This window comes from Bacillus cereus group sp. TH152-1LC (assembly GCF_027710505.1).
Taxonomy (GTDB): Bacteria; Bacillota; Bacilli; order Bacillales; family Bacillaceae_G; genus Bacillus_A; species Bacillus_A mobilis.
In genome coordinates this window covers 79538-101591 of sequence record NZ_JAQFNK010000015.1, presented here as the reverse complement: position 1 = coordinate 101591, position 22054 = coordinate 79538, and the positions used below count along the sequence as shown (strand labels likewise).

Genomic DNA, 22054 nt, shown 5'->3' with positions numbered 1-22054 from the left:
ACGGCTAAGAGAAGGTGCAAAATATGAAAATTATTGTTCAAAAATTTGGTGGCACATCTGTACGTGATGAAAATGGACGTAAGCATGCGCTTCATCATATAAAAAAATCGCTAGATGCGGGTTATAAGGTAGTTACTGTCGTATCTGCTATGGGCCGTAAAGGTGAACCATATGCAACTGATACTTTGTTAAGTCTTGTAAATCAAGAGGAATCTCACATTTCTAATCGTGAGCAAGATTTATTATTATCATGCGGAGAATTAATCTCAGCAATCGTTTTCTCAAACATGCTAAATGAGAGCGGTATAAAAGCAGCGGCATTAAATGGTGCACAAGCTGGTTTTGTAACAAATGATGATTTTACAAATGCTAAGATTATCGAAATGAACTGTGATCGTATACATGAAGAGCTAGAAAATGTAGATGTAATCGTCGTTACAGGATTCCAAGGACAAACGAAAAAAGGTGATACGACAACACTTGGACGCGGAGGTAGCGATACTTCAGCTTCTGCATTAGGTGTTGCGCTTCATGCTGAATTTATTGATATCTTTACAGATGTAGAAGGTGTTATGACTGCGGATCCTCGCATCGTAAAAGATGCACGTCATCTTCAAACGGTAACATACAATGAAATTTGTAACATGGCATATCAAGGTGCAAAAGTCGTTCATCCACGTGCAGTTGAAATTGCAATGCATGCCAAAGTACCACTTCGTGTACGTTCTACGTATTCTGATAGTGAAGGTACGCTTATTTCAGCATCGGACGGTGCGACAAAAGGCCGTGATGTAGAAGAACGTCCTGTTACAGGTATCGCTCATGTATCAAATGTGACGCAAATTAAAGTGCTGGCAAAAGAAACAGCATATGATTTACAACAGCACGTGTTTAAAGAAATGGCGAATGAAGGAATCAGTGTCGATTTAATTAACATTTCACCTACTGGGGTAGCTTATACGGTGAGTGATAGTGTATCAAGTCGTGCGGTTGAATTATTAAAAAACCTTGGATATGAGCCAATTGTGACAGAGCATTGTGCAAAAGTATCTATTGTAGGAGCTGGAATGGCAGGGTACCCAGGGGTTACTGCGAAAATCGTTACAGCTTTAGCGGAAAAAGGTATTCAAATTCTGCAATCGGCAGATAGCCATACGACAATTTGGGTTCTTGTAAAAGAAACTGATTTAGTGGAGGCTGTAAATGCATTACATAGTGCGTTTGAGCTTTCAAAAGAAAAGCAACTGGAACAATAAGGAGTGAGACCATGATAGATTTTGGGACAATTGCAACCGCGATGGTAACTCCGTTTGATAAAAACGGAAATATCGATTTTGCAAAGACAACGAAATTGGTAAATTATTTAATAGATAACGGTACAACAGCAATCGTGGTAGGAGGAACGACAGGCGAATCTCCTACATTAACTTCAGAAGAAAAAGTAGCGTTATATCGCCATGTCGTATCTGTTGTCGATAAAAGGGTGCCCGTAATCGCTGGAACAGGTAGCAATAATACGCATGCTTCTATTGACTTAACTAAAAAGGCAACAGAAGTTGGTGTTGATGCAGTAATGCTAGTAGCACCGTATTATAACAAACCGAGTCAAGAAGGAATGTATCAGCACTTTAAAGCAATTGCTGAAAGCACGCCGCTTCCGGTTATGCTATACAACGTTCCAGGACGATCTATTGTACAAATCTCCGTTGATACAGTTGTTCGTTTATCAGAAATAGAAAACATTGTTGCGATTAAAGATGCAGGCGGCGATGTGTTAACAATGACAGAAATCATTGAAAAAACAGCGGACGACTTTGCAGTATACAGCGGTGATGACGGTTTAACGTTACCAGCTATGGCAGTTGGAGCGAAAGGTATCGTTTCTGTAGCATCTCATGTGATTGGAAATGAAATGCAAGAAATGATTGCAGCATTCCAAGCAGGTGAATTTAAGAAGGCGCAAAAATTACATCAATTACTTGTAAGAGTAACGGATTCATTATTTATGGTGCCAAGCCCAACGCCAGTAAAAACAGCGTTACAAATGGTTGGATTAGATGTAGGTTCTGTACGTTTACCACTTCTTCCGTTAACAGAAGAAGAAAGAGTAACGTTACAATCTGTTATGCAATCTATCCCTCGTTAATAAAAAATGACCTAGTGTAGAACTAGGTCATTTTTTATTGGTAAGAAAATCTTTGCCGCTCTTTTCTTACTTACATGAATACTTATAAGATTATTAATCGCTTTTTCATTATGTATTGCAATGTGTATAAGAAAATAATTGTACCCCTTTAAAAGGATCAAAAAATCATAGTTATTATAGAATAAACATAATAAACCACCGCTTCTGTTTTTTAGAGAAATCCCCTCAAAGGTGACGTAATTCATAAAAAAACTCCATTTTTTAAGTGTTTTTGTTCAATTCTAGAAAAATAAGTATTGAAAATCCATATTATGAAATGAATTTAGCGTATGTATGGCTATTTCTTCAAAATAATATGGAGTATAAAATCGAAGTAAATATAAAGGAAATACGTTCGATACTTTTGTTATAATTCCGTTCTTTTACCTATTCTTTCGCACGATTTAACTTGTGTTCTATTTCTTGTATCAGGTATAATATGGCTAAGTAGCTTAGTACGGGTATGCTTAGCAAAATTGGTAAAAATTATAATTTGATTACATTTTCATATCATATCGAATAAGATATTTGATTTATATAATGAAAGAGAGGTGAAACCTGGTTTAAAAAATAAACAAGGACATGATATCGCATAACGGTAAGGACATTCGTCTTGGACGGTGAATATATGGTGGTTGTAGAGTTTCCCCTGGTGTCTCTGCAATTTTAGTGAAATCAGTGTTTGAAAGATTTTTAAACCAGGCAACAACATGAAGAGAAAAGAGAATGAGTCTGTTAAAGTATTTGCTCTTGGTGGAGTAGGTGAAATCGGGAAAAACATGTACTGTGTTGAAATTGATTCTGAAATCTTTATTGTAGATGCAGGGTTAATGTTCCCAGGAGATGAAATGTTTGGAATTGATATCGTTATTCCTGATATTACATATTTAGTGGAAAACCAAGAGCGAGTAAAAGGTTTATTTATTACTCACGGTCATGAAGATCATATCGGTGGTATTGTTTACGTACTTCGTAAATTATCCATTCCAGTGTATGCAACGAAATTAACAGTAGGACTTATACAAGAAAAACTTGGCGAAGCGGGTATGTTAGGCCGTGTAGACTTAAAAACAATCGATTCAAATTCAACAGTGGAGTTTAATACTACAACGGTGTCATTCTTTGGAACGACACATAGTATTCCAGATTCTGTTGGTGTTTGTTTCCATACATCAAAAGGTGCGATTGTATATACAGGAGACTTTAAATTCGATCAAACTCCAATTGGAAATAGTGGAGCAGATCTTGGGAAAATGGCACAAATCGGAAATGAAGGCGTCCTGTGCTTATTATCTGATAGTACAAATGCTGAGCGTCCAGGCTATACAGGTTCTGAAAAAGAAGTTGGAGTAGAAATTTCTAAAGTGTTCTACGGCGCAGAAGGACGTATTATCGTTGCTTCATTTGCATCGAATGTACATCGTATTCAACAAGTATTTGATGCAGCTGCTGAAACAGGACGAAAAGTAGCGGTTGTAGGACGTAGTATGGTGAAAGTGGTAGATATTGCAAGACGTCTTGGTTATTTAGATGTTCCAGAAGGTATGGTTATTTCACTACAAGAAGTAGACAATTTCCCAGAGAAAAAGGTAGCTATTTTAACGACAGGTAGCCAAGGGGAACCAATGGCGGCCCTTTCTAGAATGGCAAAGCAAGCTCATAAACAAATTTCAATTCGTAAAGGTGATACGGTTATTATTGCGGCTTCTCCAATTCCGGGTAATGAAATATCTGTATCGAAAATTATTGATTTGTTATTTAGAGCGGGAGCTGAAGTTGTTTATTACGGTGAAAGAAAAGTTCACGTTTCAGGTCATGGTAGCCAAGAAGAATTAAAATTAATGTTAAATTTAATGAAACCGAAATATTTTGTACCCGTACATGGTGAGTTTCGTATGCAAAAAGCACATGCATATTTAGCTGAAGATGTAGGTATTGCAAGAGAAAATATCTTTATCGTAGAAAAAGGCGATGTAATCGGTTTTGGTGACGATGAAGCGAACTTAGTTGGTAAAGTGCAAGCGGGCAATGTATTAATTGATGGATTAGGTGTAGGTGACGTTGGTAATATCGTTCTTCGAGATAGAAAAATGTTATCTCAAGATGGAATATTAGTAGTTGTTGTAACACTTGGTAAGGATGAAAAGAAAATTGTTTCTGGTCCAGAAATCATTTCACGTGGTTTTGTGTATGTACGTGAATCAGAAGCGTTAATTGACCGCTCTACAGAGATTGTACGTATGATTGTTGAGCAATCAATTAAAGAATATTCAATTGAATGGTCTATGTTAAAACAAAATATTCGTGAATTATTAGGACAGTTCTTGTACGAAGAGACAAAGAGAAAACCTATGATTTTACCGATTATTATGGAAGTATAAAAAAGATCACCTTTACGGGTGATCTTTTTTCTTTTTTAACTCTATCGAATGAAATTTATAACTTAAGAAATAATAGTTATATACGAGTGAAAGGGGATGCGATATGACAGAACGTGATCGTTATACAAATGAAGGGAAAGAGGCTGAGCCGAAAGAAATTGGAAAAGAAGCTTCAATAGTGGAAAAAATTCAACAGCTTGGACAAACAAATGTACCACAAATGAATGAATCGCGTATTCATTGTTTAACAATCATTGGACAGGTGGAAGGTCATGTTCAGTTGCCGCCGCAAAATAAAACAACAAAATATGAGCATATTATTCCGCAAATTGTTGCGATAGAACAAAATCCGAAAATTGAAGGCTTACTTTTAATATTAAACACGGTTGGTGGTGATGTTGAAGCAGGGCTAGCAATTTCTGAGATGGTAGCTTCGCTTTCAAAGCCAACAGTCTCTCTTGTTCTAGGCGGAGGACATTCTATCGGTGTACCGATTGCTGTCTCCACGGATTATTCATTTATTGCGGAAACTGCGACAATGACAATTCATCCTATTCGTCTAACAGGTCTTGTTATAGGTGTGCCGCAAACATTTGAGTATTTAGATAAAATGCAAGAAAGAGTTATTCGATTTGTGACGAAGCATTCGAAAGTAACGGAAGATCGTTTTAAAGAGCTTATGTTCGCGAAAGGGAATTTAACGCGAGATATTGGTACGAATGTAATTGGTGGAGATGCAGTGAAGTATGGTCTTATAGATGATGTCGGTGGTATCGGAAATGCGATTCGAAAATTGAACGAATTAATAGATGCACGTGGGGATGATCGTGCAGAAGGGACAATGTTACAATGATTTTATATACAATTATGCCAGAGCAACTTGTCTATCCAGCCGATTATTCGCAATGTGAAAGCCAAAAAGTTGTAAATATAAACGGTGTTGAGTTAATGGTTTCTGAAGAAGAACATGGATATTATTCTATTGTACGTGTGCTAAGTACGGATCCGCTTCACTACTTAGAGTTTGAGCCTGGTCAGAAAATAACCTTTTAGCAAAAAGAAGGATTTTGTTTAGAAGCTATGGTATAATATAAAAAACAAGACGGTTGAGCAGCCATGAGAGGGCTGCTTTCTTCTGTTTATTTAACAATTTACAAGAAGTGTAAAAATAGAAGATGTAAGACCTGAAAAAATAGAGAAAACAGACATATAAGTAGAGCTTTTTTCAGGAAGCTCTATTTATATGTAGAACACGAGGTGAAGAAATGGCAAAACAAAAGCAAAGAGGGACGAAGGCAAAAGCAAGACGCACGATAAAGCCAACTTTGTATTATGAAATCGTCGGTTTAACTCTTTTTGCACTTTCAATCATTACGATTTTACAGCTAGGCGTTGTAGGAAAATCGTTTGTGTTATTTTTTCGCTTCTTCTTTGGTGAGTGGTACATAATTGGTGTGTTAGGTGTAATAGCTTTATCGGTTTCGTTTGTTATCAAACGTGGATGGCCGAACCTTTTAAATAAACGGTTAATCGGTTTTTATTTAATAGTATTGGCGATATTAATGTTTAGTCATATTACATTATTTAACCTACTTACGAAAGATGGAGCAGTGCAAAATACTTCTGTTATTGTGAGTACGAAAGATAACTTCTTTCTTGAAATGAAAAAGGGTCCAGATAGCGTTCATTTAGGCGGTGGTATGTTTGGCGCGCTTATGTTCGCGACATGTTACTTCTTATTTGATGAAGTAGGAGCCTATATTATTGGAATTATTTTAGTGATTCTAGGCATACTTTGTATAACAAATAAGCATATTGGGGAAGTACTTGCCCCTGTAGGAAGAATCCTTAGAAGTCAATTTGAAGTAATGCAAGGGGATTATAAAGATTGGAGATCCAAAAGAACGGCTGAACAAACAGAAAAGAAAAAAACAACGAGAAGCACAAGGAGCAAACGTGCTGCAGAACAAGAAGAAATTATTGAGCCGATGGAAGAAATCTCAATTGATCCTCCCATTATTTCGAATTTCACTGAGAATTATCCAGTAAATGAAGAAGAGGATAAACGAATTGGCGAAATACAGGAAGCAGAGTTGATCACTTCACCGTCTATTGAAGAGGCTCCGCCTGTTGAAGAATCTAAGAAAAAGCGTGGAGAAAAAATCGTTGAATCGCTAGAGAGTGAAACACAAGCGCCTCCTATGCAATTTTCAAATGTAGAAAATAAAGATTACAAGCTTCCTGCACTTGATATATTGAAATTTCCAAAGAATAAGCAAGTTACAAATGAAAATGCGGAAATTTATGAAAATGCTCGTAAATTAGAACGTACATTCCAAAGCTTTGGAGTGAAAGCGAAGGTAACAAAAGTACATAGAGGTCCTGCAGTCACAAAATATGAAGTATATCCTGATATGGGAGTAAAGGTAAGCAAAATCGTTAGTTTAAGTGACGATTTAGCACTTGCTTTAGCTGCGAAAGACATTCGTATCGAGGCACCAATTCCCGGGAAATCAGCTGTAGGGATTGAAGTTCCGAACTCAGAAGTTTCTATGGTAACACTTCGAGAAGTCCTTGATTCTAAGGCTAATAATCATCCAGAAGAGAAGTTGTTAATTGGTCTTGGACGAGATATTACAGGTGAAGCTGTATTAGCCCGCTTAAATAAAATGCCCCATTTACTAGTAGCCGGTGCGACGGGTAGCGGGAAAAGTGTATGTATTAACGGTATTATTGTTAGTATTTTAATGCGTGCAAAACCACATGAAGTAAAGTTAATGATGATTGACCCGAAAATGGTAGAGTTAAATGTATATAACGGTGTTCCACACTTATTAACACCAGTTGTAACTGATCCGAAAAAAGCATCGCAAGCTTTGAAAAAAGTTGTGAGCGAGATGGAGCGTCGTTATGAGTTGTTTGCTCATAGTGGCACGCGTAATATCGAAGGGTATAACGACTATATAAAAGAACATAATAGTCAATCGGAAGCGAAACAACCGGAATTACCTTATATTGTAGTTATTGTGGACGAGTTAGCAGATTTAATGATGGTTGCTTCATCGGATGTAGAGGATGCGATTATGCGTCTAGCGCAAATGGCTCGTGCGGCTGGTATTCATTTAATTATTGCAACACAACGTCCTTCAGTTGATGTTATTACGGGAGTTATTAAAGCGAATATTCCATCACGTATTGCATTCGCTGTATCTTCTCAAACAGATTCTCGTACAATTCTTGACGGTGGTGGTGCAGAGAAACTACTAGGTCGTGGAGATATGCTGTTTATACCAATTGGTGCATCGAAGCCTGTACGTGTACAAGGTGCATTTTTATCAGATGATGAAGTTGAGAGAGTTGTAGAATATGTTATTGGTCAGCAGAAAGCGCAATATCAAGAAGATATGATTCCGCAAGATGTTCCTGATACGAAGCAGGAAGTAGAAGATGAATTATATGATGAAGCAGTTCAGCTTGTAGTGGAAATGCAAACAGCATCTGTTTCTATGTTGCAACGTAGGTTTAGGGTAGGTTATACGCGAGCTGCCCGTTTAATTGATGCAATGGAAATGAATGGTGTAGTAGGTCCGTATGAAGGTAGTAAACCACGAGAAGTGCTCATTAATGATGTGCAAGAAAAAAGTTCGTAAAAAAAGCCTAATTGTTTTTACAATTAGGCTTTTTTATATACTGGTTTTGTTATATACTATATTCAGTAATTAAGAAAGGGCTTACATTCAGAGAGGTTCTTTAGAATACGAATGCTTTGAATATGTTTTTAATGAATGTTCGATATTTAATGTAGAAAAATGTTAAATTTTGTTGACACGTATGGGAGCAAGTGGTAAGATTACTTCGAAAAGAATCACTGCCTCATATAATCTTGGAGATAAGGTCCATAAGTTTCTACCTGGCAACCATGAATTGCTGGACTATGAGGGGAAAAGTGTGTAACAAAGGATGTAAGAGATCTTTGTGCCGAACTTTTTCTCGAAATGAGGAATGTTTATGGTGCAAAGTTTTTTTTATGCAGTAAAGAGTGAAAATTTCATTTTAAAAAATTATTAATATTTATTCGACAATTAAGCTTATTTTTAGTATTTAGCAATTTTTAGTATGTTGTAAGTTGAAAAAAGAGAAAAGAAGTCTTACATCAGAGGTCGAATAATTGAAATGCGGGGGAGTCTTATGTCAGTAAAATCCGATAGTCGTCACCTATATTTACGGGTGATTGATCACATCAAAGAAAAAATTAAAGATGGAGCTTACAAAGAAAGACAGAAGTTACCATCAGAGTTTGATTTAGCGAAAGAACTTGGTGTAAGTAGGGCGACTTTAAGGGAAGCGCTGCGTATTTTAGAAGAAGAAAATGTTGTCATTCGTAGACACGGTGTAGGGACATTTGTAAATGCAAAGCCGTTATTTTCTTCTGGGATTGAACAACTTTCTAGCATTACAGATATGATTTCTAGTGTGGGGAAAACACCAGGAACTATCTTTTTATCATCATCTACAACAAGTTTAACAGAAGAAGAAAAAGAGAAGTTTAATAGTGACGATGGTTTTAATGCAGTAATGATTGAGCGTGTGCGTACAGCAGATGGGGAACCTGTTGTATATTGTATCGATAAACTTGCAAAAGAAATCTTGCCGGATTTATCGGGATACAACGAAGAATCATTGCTTACAGTGATACATAACAATACGCATAAACGTATCACATACGCGGTTGCACACATTGAGCCAATTGGCTATCATCCGAAAATCTCACCGATTTTAGAATGTGAACCAGAAACAGCACTGCTAGTTTTAAAACAAATGCACTATGATCAAAATGATGAGCCAATCTTATATTCTATCAATTACTTTAGAGCTGACAAGTTTAGCTTCCACGTATTAAGAAAACGTATGTAGGTAAGTTCCATTTTAGGGAGGTGACAGCAAGAAGTTAGGGACAGCAGCGTAAGAATAAAGATATATATATATAATTTCAGGAGGGGTTTCTAGTATGAAGAAAAAAACAGGTCTTTTATTATCATTAACATTAGCAGCAAGCACGGTTTTAGGTGCATGTGGTAACTCGGATAAGGCGAGCAGTGACAAGAAAGAAGATAAAGAATTCAAAGTTGGTATGGTAACAGATGTTGGGGGCGTTGATGATAAATCATTCAACCAATCTTCTTGGGAAGGTTTGAAAAAGTTTGGTAAAGATAATGGATTAAAGGAAAAAACAAATTATCGTTACCTACAGTCTGAAAAAGAAGCAGATTATATTCCGAACTTAAAGAAATTCTCAAAAGATAAGTATGATTTATCTTTCGGAATCGGTTATAAATTAGAAGGTGCAATTAAAGAAGTTGCAAAAGAATCTCCAAAACAACAATTCGCAATCGTTGATACTGTTGTAGATGCACCAAACGTAACAAGTATTACATTTAAAGATCATGAAGGATCATTCCTTGTGGGTGCGGTAGCAGCTATGTCAACAAAATCGAATAAAGTAGGATTTGTTGGTGGAATGAAGAGTGATTTAATTAGTAAATTCGAAAATGGATTTAAAGCTGGTGCAAAGGCAGTAAATCCAAATATTGAAATCGTATCTGAATATGCGGAAGCATTTGATAAACCTGAAAAAGGTACAGTTCTTGCATCAGCAATGTATGGTCAAGGTGTAGATGTAATTTATCATGCTGCTGGTGGTACAGGTAATGGCGTGTTCACTGAAGCGAAAAACCGTAAGAAAAAAGGTGAAAATGTTTGGGTAATCGGTGTTGACCGTGACCAAAACCAAGAAGGTATGCCTGAAAACGTAACATTAACTTCAATGGTAAAACGTGTAGATATCGCTGTTGAAAAAGTAGCACAAGAAGCGAAAGATGGTAAATTAAAAGGCGGTAAAGTAGAAGCGTTTGGCTTAAAAGATGACGGTGTTGGTATAGCAAAAACAACTGACAACGTGAAAAAAGTTAACCCTGAAATTTTAACAAAAGTAGAAGAGCTTGAAAAGAAAATTACAGATGGTGAAATTAAAGTACCAGCTACAGATAAAGAGTATAAAGAATATGAAGCTTCTCTAAAAAAATAAATAGAGAAATAGCAAAGGTTAGTTCATAGAACTAACCTTTGTATGTATAAAACTTCCAAATTGCTTAATAAGTTAATAGTGTAATAGGGGAATGTTCCCTGTTAAAAGGAGGAACACAATGGAATACGTAATTGAGATGAATAACATTACGAAAGTATTCCCAGGCATTGTAGCGAATGATGACATTACGCTGCAAGTAAAGCAGGGAGAAATACATGCTTTACTTGGAGAAAATGGTGCAGGGAAATCCACATTGATGAATGTACTATTTGGTTTGTATCAACCGGAACAAGGTGAAATTAAAATTAAAGGAAAGTCTGTAAACATTACCAATCCAAATGTGGCAAATGACCTTGGTATTGGAATGGTTCATCAGCACTTTATGCTTGTTCATAATTTTACAGTTACAGAGAATATTATTCTCGGAAATGAACCGAAGAAAAAAGGGAAAATTGCTGTTGAGGAAGCTGCTAAAGAAATTCAAAAACTGTCTGAACAATACGGATTAGCTGTAGATCCATATGCGAAAATACAGGATATTTCAGTTGGTATGCAGCAGCGTGTAGAGATTTTAAAAACACTTTACCGTGGTGCAGAAATTTTAATATTTGATGAACCGACAGCTGTATTAACACCGCAAGAAATTCATGAGCTAATTCAAATTATGAAGAAGCTTGTACAAGAAGGAAAATCTATTGTTCTTATTACACATAAGTTGAAAGAAATTATGGAAGTTTGCGATCGTTGTACGATTATTCGTAAAGGAAAAGGAATTGGAACGGTTGACGTTGCAAATACGGATGAAAATAAACTTGCAGAATTAATGGTCGGACGTCAAGTGAATTTTAAAACAGAAAAAATAGACGCGAAGCCAAAAGAAGAGGTACTTTCAATTGCAAATCTTGTTGTTCACGATGCACGTCAACTACCTGCTGTAAAAGGCCTTGACTTAACTGTTCGTGCGGGGGAAATTGTTGGAATTGCAGGGATTGATGGAAACGGACAAAGTGAATTGATAGAAGCAATTACTGGTTTACGAAAAGTTGAGTCAGGTTCTATTGCAATTAAAGGAAAAGAAATAACAAATTGGCCTGTTAGAAGGATAACGGAAGAAGGAATTGGTCATATTCCAGAAGATCGTCATAAACACGGCCTTGTTCTTGATTTTTCTGTTAGAGATAATATAGTGCTGCAAACGTACTATAAAAATCCGTTTTCAAAGAAAGGGATTTTAAATTTTAGTAAAATTACAGAAAAAGCAAAGGCACTTATTGAACAGTTTGATGTACGTACACCTAGTGAGCAAACGTTAGCGCGCGCTTTATCTGGGGGGAATCAACAAAAAGCGATTATTGCACGTGAAGTAGACCGTGATCCAGATTTATTAATCGCGGCACAGCCAACACGTGGTTTAGATGTAGGAGCAATTGAATTTATTCATAAGAGATTAATAGAGCAGAGGGATAAAGGAAAAGGTGTATTACTTTTATCTTTAGAGTTAGATGAAATCTTAAATGTTAGTGACCGAATTGCTGTTATTTATGAAGGGAAAATTGTAGCAATTGTTGATGCGAAAGAAACGAATGAACAACAGCTTGGATTGTTAATGGCTGGAGGAACAAAGAAGGAGCAGGTGGGTACAAATGGCTAAAAAACTTTTAACAGAACGAACGATAAATATTTTAGTCCCAGTACTATCCGTTATTTTCGGCTTACTTGTCGGAGCAATTGTAATGCTAGTTAGTGGCTATGATCCGATTGTTGGTTATAGTGCACTTTGGACAGGAATGTTCGGTAGCCCAAGTGCAATAGGTGAAACGCTTCGTACAATGATTCCACTTATTCTTGCCGGCTTATCAGTGGCGTTTGCATTTCGTACAGGTTTATTTAATATCGGGGTAGAGGGTCAATTACTAGTTGGTTGGCTTGCAGCTGTTTGGTTCGGTTATGCAGTTTCGCTACCAGCTGTTCTTCACATTCCGTTATCTATTTTATTTGCAGCATTGGTAGGTGGGATTTGGGGTTTCATCCCTGGATATTTAAAGGGGAAATTTCAAGTTAATGAAGTTATTGTAACAATTATGATGAACTATATTGCGTTATACGTAACATATGACATTATTAAGCGTTTCTTGCACGAGGGTAATGATAAAACGTACGACATCAAAGCGAGCGCGTCATTATCTTCAGACTGGCTTGCTGCCATCACTGATGGTTCGCGCCTTCACTGGGGAATTGTTGTAGCAATTTTAATCGCTATTTTAATGTGGTTCTTATTAGATCGAACAACTTTAGGGTATGAATTAAAGTCGGTAGGATTTAATCAACATGCTTCCCAATATGCCGGTATGAAAGTTTCTCGCAATGTAGTATTCTCTATGACAATTGCTGGTGCATTTGCGGGGATTGGTGGTGCGATGGAAGGGTTAGGAACATTCCAAAGTATGACAGCAATGTCTTCGTTTACAGGAGTAGGATTTGACGGAATTGCCGTAGCCTTACTTGGGGGGAATAATCCGTTTGGTATTATCCTTTCAGCTTTATTATTTGGTGGTTTGAAAAGTGCTTCCCCTCAAATGAACTTTGAGGCAGATGTACCATCAGAGCTTATTAATGTGATTATTGCATGTATCATCTTCTTTGTTGCATGTAGTTATGTGTTAAGATGGGCGCTTACACGCATGAGCAAGGAGGGGAAATAAATGAGCTTTTTAGATATATTAGCCATTCTTGTGACGGGTACATTATATACATCAGCACCTATAATTTTTACAGCACTAGGTGGTGTATTTAGTGAACGATCAGGTGTTGTAAATATCGGATTAGAAGGACTAATGCTATTTGGTGCATTTATTGGAGTTGTTACAAACTTATTAATGGGTGATACATGGGGAACGATGACTCCGTGGATTGCGTTATTATTTGCGGCAATTGGTAGTGGATTATTTGCATTACTTCATGCGGTAGCATCTATTACATTCCGAGCGGATCAAGTTGTAAGTGGTGTAGCGATTAACTTCTTATCTCTTGGATTAACGGTATTTGCAATTAAGAAGATTTTTGATAAAGGACAGACTGACTTTATTCAGTACCGTATTGAAAAGATTGATATTCCAGGCCTTTCGGATATTCCGGTTTTAGGGAAGATATTCTTCTCGAACGTACCGATAACGTCGTATATTGCTATTATTTTAGCATTCGTTGTTTGGTATGTTATTTATAAAACACCGTTCGGTCTTCGTCTTCGTGCGGTTGGTGAGCATCCAATGGCAGCTGATACGATGGGGATTAACGTATATAAAATGCGCTATATTGGTGTTTGTATATCAGGTGTGTTTGCTGGAATTGGTGGAGCAATTTTTGCAATGTCAATTTCTAATAACTTCTCAGGGGCAACTATTACTGGACAAGGTTTCTTAGCGTTAGCTGCTATGATCTTTGGAAAGTGGAATCCACTAGGTGCATTAGGTGCAGCGCTATTCTTTGGTTTTGCACAATCGTTAAGTGTAACAGGTGGAACAATTCCTGTATTAGATCAAATTCCGAGTGTTTTATTAACGATATTACCGTATGTATTTACAATATTAGCACTTGTTGGTTTTGTAGGTCGTTCTGAAGCTCCGAAAGCATTAGGAACACCTTATGAAAAAGGAAAACGATAAGTATAAAAAAAAGCTCGCACATTAGTGCGGGCTTTTTTACATAGACTATATTTAATACGGAATTTTACGATGTTCCTTACAAATGAAAGTTTTTAGAAAGAGCCTAATGTAAGTATAGTGAGGAAGAAAAGTTGATTTTTCATTTCTAAAAACTGTATATTGAAGAGGAATATTCCTACATACGTAAAGGAGGGCTATAAATGAAACTAATGGAACAACAGCTACATGAGTTAGGTGGTTTACGAGTACATATTATTCCAACAGATAAATATAAAACAAATACTTTTGTATTTCGTTTGAAAGCACCTTTAAATGAGGAGACGGTGACAGAGCGTGCCCTATTGCCATACGTATTACAAAGTGCGACAGAAAAGCTTCCTTCTGTAATTCGTCTTCGTCAATATTTAGAAGAATTATACGGATCTTCTTTGGCAGTAGATGTAAGTAAAAAAGGTGAAGACCATATTATCTCTATTTATGTGGACATTGCAAATGAAGTATATTTACATGATGCGCCACCGTTATTTGAAAAAGCACTTTCTATGTTATCGGATATAGTTTTACATCCAGCGACAGAGGGGAACGGTTTTCTACCTTCTATCGTAGAAAGTGAAAAACGCGCGCTCTTGCAACGAATTGAAGCTACGTATGATGATAAAATGCGCTATGCAAACGAGCGTTTAATTGAAGAAATGTGTAAAGTAGAACCATATCGTTTAAGTGCAAATGGGAAAAAAGAGAGTGTTTCTTCTATTACAAATGAAAGTTTGTATCAATATTATCAAAAAATGTTAGCGGAAGATGAAATGGATCTATACATTATTGGTGATATTTCAGAAAATGCAGTGGATCTTGTAAGTAAGTATTTTTCTATTTCAGCGCGTTCTGCGAGAGAAAGAAATGTACTTCTTCATAAGAGAAATAATGAAGAAAAAGAAGTTGTAGAAAAACAAGAATTAAAACAAAGTAAATTACACATCGGTTATCGTACGTTTATTACGTATAAAGACGAAGATTATTTTGCACTGCAATTGTTCAATGGGCTGTTTGGAGGATTTTCTCATTCGAAGTTATTCGTTAACGTCCGTGAAAAAAATAGTTTAGCGTACTATGCAGCATCCCGCTTTGAAAGTCATAAAGGCTTATTATTTGTCATGTCAGGAATTGAAGCGAAAAATTATGAAAAAGCTGTTGAGATTATTAAAGAACAAATGTTAGCGATGCAAAATGGTGATTTTTCTGAAGAAGAGATGCACCAAACGAAAAGTGTCATTCAAAATCAAATATTAGAGGCGATTGATACACCGCGTGGATTTGTGGAAATGCTGTATCATGGTATTATTTCAGAGCGTACGCGTCCGGTTGAAGAATGGCTTACAGGCATTGAAAGTGTGACGAAAGAAGAGATAGTGAAAGTTGCTAAAAATATTGAACTAGATACAATTTACTTTTTACAAGGAACGGAGGGAGAATAAATGGAGAAAATTGTTTATGAGCAATTAAAAGAGGCACTCTATTATGAAAAACTTCCTAATGGATTAGATGTATATATTTTACCGAAGCAAGGATTTAATAAAACATTTGCAACGTTTACGACAAAATATGGTTCTATGGATAATACATTCGTACCATTAGGTAAAGAAGAAATGATTCGTGTACCTGATGGAATTGCTCATTTTCTTGAGCATAAATTATTTGAAAAAGAAGATCATGATGCTTTCCAATTGTTTAGTAAGCAAGGAGCATCGGCAAATGCTTTCACATCTTTCACAAGAACAGCTTACCTTTTTTCATGTACATCAAATGTAGAACAAAATTTAAATACATTGTTAAACTTCGTACAAGAACCTTACTTTTCTGAAAAAACAGTTGAGAAAGAGAAGGGGATTATCGGGCAAGAAATTCAAATGTATCAAGATAATCCGGATTGGCGCTTATACTTTGGATTAATTGATAGCTTGTTTGTAAAACACCCAATTAAAATTGATATTGCAGGGACAATCGAGTCTATTAGTAAAATTACGAAAGACCTATTATATGAATGTTATGAAACGTTTTATCATCCGAGCAATATGTTACTATTTGTTGTGGGGGCAATTGATCCAGAGAAAACAATGGATTTAGTACGTGAAAATCAAGCGAAAAAAGATTATAAAAATCAGCCGGAAATTGTACGTTCATTTGAAGAAGAACCAGATACGGTAAATGAAAAGAAGAAAATTATTTCAATGCCTGTACAAACACCGAAGTGTTTAGTCGGTATTAAAGCGACGAATTTAAAAGAAAAAGGGAACGCTCTTTTAAAACAAGAAATTGCGCTTACGTTACTTTTAGATTATTTATTTGGAAAAAGCTCCGTTCATTACGAATCTTTATATAATGAAGGACTAATTGATGATTCGTTCTCGTATGATTATACAGAAGAGAATAACTTCGGTTTTGCAATGGTAGGCGGCGATACGAAGCAACCTGATGAGCTAGAAGAGCGTTTGAAAGGTATTTTATTAAATACCAATTATGATCAATTAGATGAGTCGGCATTAGAACGAGTAAAGAAAAAGAAAATAGGTGGCTTTTTACGCTCCTTGAATTCACCGGAATATATTGCAAATCAGTTTACACGATATGCATTTAATGAATCAAGTTTGTTTGAAGCATTAACGGTATTAGAAGGGTTAACTGTTCAAGATTTACAAGAAGTAGCGAAAACATTATTATCAGAAGAAAGAATGAGCGTTTGTCAGGTTTTACCGAAGAAATAAAAGGTTTTATAAAAATACCCTCATCTTATCATAGAGAAATGATAAGATGAGGGTATTATTTAGTTGTATGAAAATGAGTTTGTAAAGATAAGAGAGGGAATTTATGAAAAAATATGCATTAGTAACTGGAGGCAGCGGAGGGATTGGCTCTGCTATTTCAAAACAATTAATTCAAGATGGATATACAGTATATGTTCATTATAATAACGGTGAAGAGAAAGTGAATGAGTTGCAGAAAGAATGGGGTGAAGTGATTCCTGTTCAAGCCAATTTAGCTTCTGCTGATGGAGCAGAGCAATTGTGGGAACAAATTGAACAGCCTCTTGATGTTATCGTATATGCAGCTGGGAAGAGTATATTTGGACTCGTAACAGATGTGACGAACGATGAATTGAATAATATGGTAGAACTTCAAGTGAAGAGCATCTATAAACTATTATCAATGGCATTGCCATCTATGATTCAGCGGAGAAGCGGCAATATTGTACTTATTTCGTCTATATGGGGCCAAATTGGTGCATCATGTGAAGTGCTTTACTCGATGGTAAAAGGTGCACAAAATTCATATGTGAAAGCTTTAGCAAAAGAAGTTTCATTAAGTGGATTAAGGGTTAACGCGGTGGCACCAGGTGCGATTGAAACGGAAATGTTATATGTATTTTCAGAAGAGGATAAGAATGGAATTGCTGAAGAGATTCCGTTAGGCAGGTTAGGATTACCAGAAGAAGTAGCGAAAACAGTGTCATTCCTCGTATCGCCAGGTGCATCTTACATAACGGGACAAATTATCGGAGTAAATGGCGGTTGGCATTGCTAAAAAATTGTTACATAAAAAATAAAAAACTGTACAAATTAAGTATGATTCTATTACTAAGTAGTGAGGTGCTTATACATGTCAGTTTTAGATAATTTTGATCAATGGAAGAGCTTTTTAGGAGAACGATTAGAACAGGCATCAGGAAAAGGTCTTGATGGCGGTGCTGTATCAGATATGGCATTTCGTGTTGGAGATTATTTAGCAAATGAAGTAGAAGCGCGTAACGATCAAGAGAAATTATTGTCTGAGCTTTGGAAAGTTGCTGATGAACAAGAGCAACATACAATCGCAAACTTGATGGTGAAGTTTGTACAACATAAGTAAAAAATAGAGAGGAGATTCTCCTCTCTATTTTTTTTGTATAATAATAACGCGGGTTAGATTATACATTTAGCTTCCCTATTAAGGTGAAATCATATAATATAGTACGTAGGTGTAAAGTAAGCAAGGGGAGTGATCTTGGATGATTGAATGGTATTTTGAATATGAAATACATAAAAACCGACCTGGCTTGCTTGGTGACGTTTCTTCGTTAATCGGTATGCTCGGCATTAATATTGTCACAATTAATGGTGTAGATAATGCACGACGTGGATTACTCCTTATGTGTGATAATCAAGAGCAAATCTCTAGACTTGAATCAATTTTAAATACGATGGATAACATAACGGTAACGAAATATCGTCCGCCAAAGCTAAGAGATAAGCTAGCGGTTAGACATGGTAGGTACATACAACGAGATGCGGATGATAAGAAGACATTTCGATTTGTACGTGATGAATTAGGGTTACTTGTAGACTTTATGGCTGAAATCATGAAAAAAGAAGGTCATAAACTAATCGGGATACGAGGAATGCCTCGTGTCGGAAAAACGGAATCCATTGTTGCCGCAAGTGTTTGTGCAAATAAAAGATGGTTATTTGTATCATCTACTCTTATTAAGCAAACTGTTCGTAGTCAATTGATTGAAGATGAGTATAGCGACGACAATATTTTCATCTTAGATGGGATCGTGTCAACAAAGCGTGCTAACGAAAGGCATTGGCAGCTTGTTCGTGAAATTATGAGATTACCTGCAACGAAAGTTGTGGAACATCCTGACGTATTTGTGAGTCAGTCAGAATACACATTGGATGATTTTGATTATATTATCGAGTTGCGTAACGATTATGATGAAGAAATTCAATATAATTTAGTAGATGAAATTGAGCAAGGTACGCAAAATAATTTCTCTATGTTTGACTTTTAAAGAAATATTGAGGTGTTAGTAGTGACAGAATTAGGACAAAAGCTGAAAGAAGCAAGAGGAACGAAAGGCTTGTCTATTGATCAGCTGCATGAGATTACAAAAATTCAAAAGCGCCATTTAGTAGCGATTGAGGAAGGCAATTATGATGTATTGCCAGGAGCTTTTTATGCGCGTGCATTCATTAAACAATACGCAGATGCGGTTGGATTAAGTGGAGAGGAACTGCTTGTAGAATATCAGAGTACGATACCACAATCTGAAAAACGCGATGTTCCACAAGTATCAACAGGACAAAAAACACAAGAAACAATGCAAAAATCTTCATCATGGCCAATTGCAGATCATATGCCGAAAATTTTAGTTGCGTTGTTAGTAATCGCATTTGGAGTGGTAATTTGGTTTGTTTTCCAAGCGTTAACTGGAAAAGGTGATGAGAAAGTTCCGAACGCTCAAAGTGAAAAAATTGAGGTTAAAAAAGCAGAAAACTCTCCGTTAGATACAAAGAAAGATGAAGTGAAAGCGGAAGAGCCTAAAAAAGAGGAACCAAAGAAAGAAGAGCCAAAGAAAGAGGAACAACCAGCACAGCCAACTGGTCAACAAGAAGTGAAAGTAGTTGGGACAACTGGTAAAGTATCTACTTTGGAAATTCATAATAATAAAACATTAGAACTGGAAATATCGGGTAAAGGTGCGAGTTATGTAGATGTTAAAGATGATGCGGGGAAGGTAATTCTAAACACTACAGTACAAGAGGGTCAAATAGAAAAACATGATGTATCAACATTAAAAGAAGTGCGACTTAATATTGGAAATGCAACGAATATTGAAGTTAAACTGAATGGCCAAGTGGTCGCTTATCCATTGGATCCAGAAAAAGAACTTCACCAAAGATTGGTGATAAAAAACCAAGGGATAGAGCAACCTGCACAATAACAGTCATCGCTTCGATGACTTTTTTCAATGAACAAATGTTTTTGATATGATGGAGGAATAGCTGTGAATTTACCAAATAAAATTACAATATCTAGAATCTTCTTAATTCCAATTTTTATGGTAATTATGTTAGCGCCCTTTGATTGGGGTTCATACACAATTGGTGATGTTGATTTACCAATTCAACATTTAGTAGGGGCACTTATCTTTATTATTGCTTCGGCTACAGATTGGATTGATGGATATTACGCAAGAAAGTATAATCTTGTAACGAATTTAGGGAAGTTCCTTGATCCGTTAGCTGATAAATTACTTGTTTCAGCAGCACTTATCACGTTAGTGGAGATGCAATACGTACCTGCTTGGATCGTTATTGTAATTATAAGCCGTGAGTTTGCAGTAACAGGTTTACGCCTTGTACTTGCTGGAACAGGAGAAGTAGTGGCAGCAAATCAGTTAGGAAAAATTAAGACGTGGACACAAATTATTGCGATTGCAGCGTATTTATTACACGATGTACCTTTAAATTTAATCCATATCCCAGTTGCTGATATCTTTATATGGATTGCATTATTCTTTACTGTTATTTCAGGGTGGGATTATTTCTGGAAAAATAGAGCTGCTTTTATAAACTCAAAATAGAAGTTTATGGGGGGATTAGGATGAATGCTGAAATTATTGCGGTTGGAACTGAATTATTACTTGGACAAATTGCAAATACAAATGCCCAGTTTTTATCTGAAAAGTTAGCTTCAATTGGAATTAATGTGTACTACCATACTGTAGTTGGAGATAATAACAAGCGATTACAGCAGGCGATTGAAGTTGCGGAAGAACGTGCTGACATGCTTATTTTCACAGGTGGGTTAGGCCCGACAAAAGATGATTTGACGAAAGAAACGATATCTTCTAGTTTGGGTGGAGAGCTAGTGTATGATGAACTGGCATTAGCATCGATAAGCGAGTACTTTAAGCGTACAGGTCGCGAGTTCACAGAGAATAATAAAAAGCAGGCGCTCGTTTTGAATGGATCAACTGTATTTGCGAATGATCACGGCATGGCACCTGGTATGGGGTTAAATAAGAACGGGAAAGTTTATATTTTATTACCAGGACCACCGAAAGAGATGAAGCCGATGTATATAAGTTATGTAGAGCCTTTTTTACGTAACTTTACAACAGGAGAAAACATTTATTCTCGTGTGCTTCGCTTCTTCGGGATTGGGGAATCTCAATTAGAAGTGAAAGTTCAAGATTTAATTGATGGACAAACGAATCCGACAATTGCCCCCCTTGCGAATGATGGAGAAGTGACACTACGTTTAACTGCCAAACATCAAAATGCTGATGAAGCGGCGAAACTCATTCAGCATATGGAAGATTTGATTTTAGAAAGAGTAGGAGAATTTTTCTACGGGTATGATCAAGAGTTTCTGCATGATAAGGCGATAGAGTTATTGAAGAAAAAAGAATTAACTTTAGCGTGTGCAGAAAGTTTAACCGGTGGACTCTTCGGGAATCAAGTAACAGAAAGTGCTGGTGTGTCTTCAGTATTTAAAGGCGGTGTCATTTGTTATCATAATGATGTGAAGCAACATGTTTTACATGTACCTGAGGGAGTGTTATCTACTGATGGTGCAGTAAGTAAAGAATGTGCTCGTTATCTTGCTGAAAATGTTAAGGGTCTATTAAAAGCAGATATCGGAATTAGTTTCACTGGGGTAGCAGGACCGGATGCTTCAGAACATAAAGAGCCGGGAACAGTATTCGTTGGATTGGCGATGAAGGATGAACCAACTGTAGTCTTTCCTCTTAATTTAAGTGGAAGTCGTCAACAAATTAGGGAACGTTCGGTGAAATATGGATTTTATCATTTATATAAAAAGCTAGAAGAGATATGATTCTCTTCTAGCTTTTTTTAATGCTTAAATGCAGTTTTATTTAATGGAAAATAAAAAAATCGAATAAATGTTCGATTTT

The 22054-nt window shown here is 36.4% G+C and carries 19 protein-coding genes and 1 riboswitch; all 19 genes read left to right on the top strand.

The window, feature by feature from the left end; all coding sequences use genetic code 11:
* Positions 1-23: 23 nt before the first annotated feature.
* The gene (gene dapG, locus PDL00_RS25145) at positions 24-1256 is read left to right on the top strand and encodes an aspartate kinase (RefSeq protein WP_063260407.1); all 1233 of its coding nucleotides are present in this window, start codon (positions 24-26) and stop codon (positions 1254-1256) included.
* Positions 1257-1267: 11 nt separating this feature from the next.
* On the top strand, positions 1268-2146 hold the full coding sequence (gene dapA, locus PDL00_RS25140) for a 4-hydroxy-tetrahydrodipicolinate synthase (RefSeq protein WP_270731871.1): 879 nt from the start codon (positions 1268-1270) through the stop codon (positions 2144-2146).
* Between the two features lie 749 nt (positions 2147-2895).
* Positions 2896-4566 carry a ribonuclease J gene (locus PDL00_RS25135; protein ID WP_000823086.1) on the top strand — a complete coding sequence of 557 codons (1671 nt, stop codon included), beginning with the start codon at positions 2896-2898 and terminating at the stop codon, positions 4564-4566.
* Between the two features lie 103 nt (positions 4567-4669).
* Entirely contained in the window at positions 4670-5419 is a 750-nt protein-coding gene (tepA, locus tag PDL00_RS25130; protein WP_242250701.1) for a translocation-enhancing protein TepA, read from the top strand.
* Complete coding sequence (locus tag PDL00_RS25125) at positions 5416-5619, top strand: YlzJ-like family protein (RefSeq protein ID WP_000605027.1); 204 nt, start codon at positions 5416-5418, stop codon at positions 5617-5619. Before tepA ends, PDL00_RS25125 begins: the two co-directional genes overlap by 4 nt.
* Positions 5620-5831: 212 nt before the next feature.
* Positions 5832-8216, top strand: a complete 2385-nt coding sequence (locus PDL00_RS25120) for a DNA translocase FtsK (protein ID WP_088028712.1) — start codon at positions 5832-5834, stop codon at positions 8214-8216.
* A 203-nt stretch (positions 8217-8419) separates the two neighbouring features.
* Positions 8420-8521, top strand: a riboswitch (purine riboswitch).
* Between the two features lie 233 nt (positions 8522-8754).
* Positions 8755-9480, top strand: coding sequence for a GntR family transcriptional regulator (locus PDL00_RS25115; protein ID WP_061678186.1), 726 nt, complete (start codon positions 8755-8757; stop codon positions 9478-9480).
* Positions 9481-9574: 94 nt separating this feature from the next.
* The gene (locus PDL00_RS25110) at positions 9575-10651 is read left to right on the top strand and encodes a BMP family lipoprotein (protein ID WP_063260403.1); all 1077 of its coding nucleotides are present in this window, start codon (positions 9575-9577) and stop codon (positions 10649-10651) included.
* 118 nt (positions 10652-10769) lie between these two features.
* Positions 10770-12302 (top strand): ABC transporter ATP-binding protein, encoded by a 1533-nt coding sequence (locus PDL00_RS25105; protein ID WP_000456925.1) that lies wholly within the window; start codon positions 10770-10772, stop codon positions 12300-12302.
* Complete coding sequence (locus PDL00_RS25100; protein WP_001085261.1) at positions 12295-13353, top strand: ABC transporter permease; 1059 nt, start codon at positions 12295-12297, stop codon at positions 13351-13353. The genes PDL00_RS25105 and PDL00_RS25100 overlap by 8 nt, the downstream gene beginning before the upstream one ends.
* Positions 13354-14313, top strand: coding sequence for an ABC transporter permease (locus PDL00_RS25095; protein ID WP_000008857.1), 960 nt, complete (start codon positions 13354-13356; stop codon positions 14311-14313). It abuts the gene before it with no gap.
* Positions 14314-14513: 200 nt separating this feature from the next.
* Positions 14514-15788, top strand: coding sequence for an EF-P 5-aminopentanol modification-associated protein YfmF (gene yfmF, locus PDL00_RS25090; RefSeq protein ID WP_270731862.1), 1275 nt, complete (start codon positions 14514-14516; stop codon positions 15786-15788).
* On the top strand, positions 15789-17075 hold the full coding sequence (yfmH, locus tag PDL00_RS25085; RefSeq protein WP_270731859.1) for an EF-P 5-aminopentanol modification-associated protein YfmH: 1287 nt from the start codon (positions 15789-15791) through the stop codon (positions 17073-17075).
* A gap of 103 nt (positions 17076-17178) precedes the next feature.
* On the top strand, positions 17179-17892 hold the full coding sequence (gene ymfI, locus PDL00_RS25080; RefSeq protein WP_242250706.1) for an elongation factor P 5-aminopentanone reductase: 714 nt from the start codon (positions 17179-17181) through the stop codon (positions 17890-17892).
* A 75-nt stretch (positions 17893-17967) separates the two neighbouring features.
* Complete coding sequence (locus tag PDL00_RS25075) at positions 17968-18216, top strand: DUF3243 domain-containing protein (protein ID WP_000114455.1); 249 nt, start codon at positions 17968-17970, stop codon at positions 18214-18216.
* Between the two features lie 139 nt (positions 18217-18355).
* The gene (locus PDL00_RS25070; protein ID WP_000574107.1) at positions 18356-19141 is read left to right on the top strand and encodes a DUF3388 domain-containing protein; all 786 of its coding nucleotides are present in this window, start codon (positions 18356-18358) and stop codon (positions 19139-19141) included.
* 21 nt (positions 19142-19162) lie between these two features.
* Positions 19163-20074, top strand: coding sequence for a helix-turn-helix domain-containing protein (locus tag PDL00_RS25065; protein WP_242250707.1), 912 nt, complete (start codon positions 19163-19165; stop codon positions 20072-20074).
* Positions 20075-20137: 63 nt separating this feature from the next.
* The gene (pgsA, locus tag PDL00_RS25060) at positions 20138-20716 is read left to right on the top strand and encodes a CDP-diacylglycerol--glycerol-3-phosphate 3-phosphatidyltransferase (protein WP_270731853.1); all 579 of its coding nucleotides are present in this window, start codon (positions 20138-20140) and stop codon (positions 20714-20716) included.
* A 20-nt stretch (positions 20717-20736) separates the two neighbouring features.
* Complete coding sequence (gene cinA, locus PDL00_RS25055) at positions 20737-21975, top strand: competence/damage-inducible protein CinA (protein ID WP_270731851.1); 1239 nt, start codon at positions 20737-20739, stop codon at positions 21973-21975.
* The last annotated feature ends 79 nt before the right edge of the window (positions 21976-22054 follow it).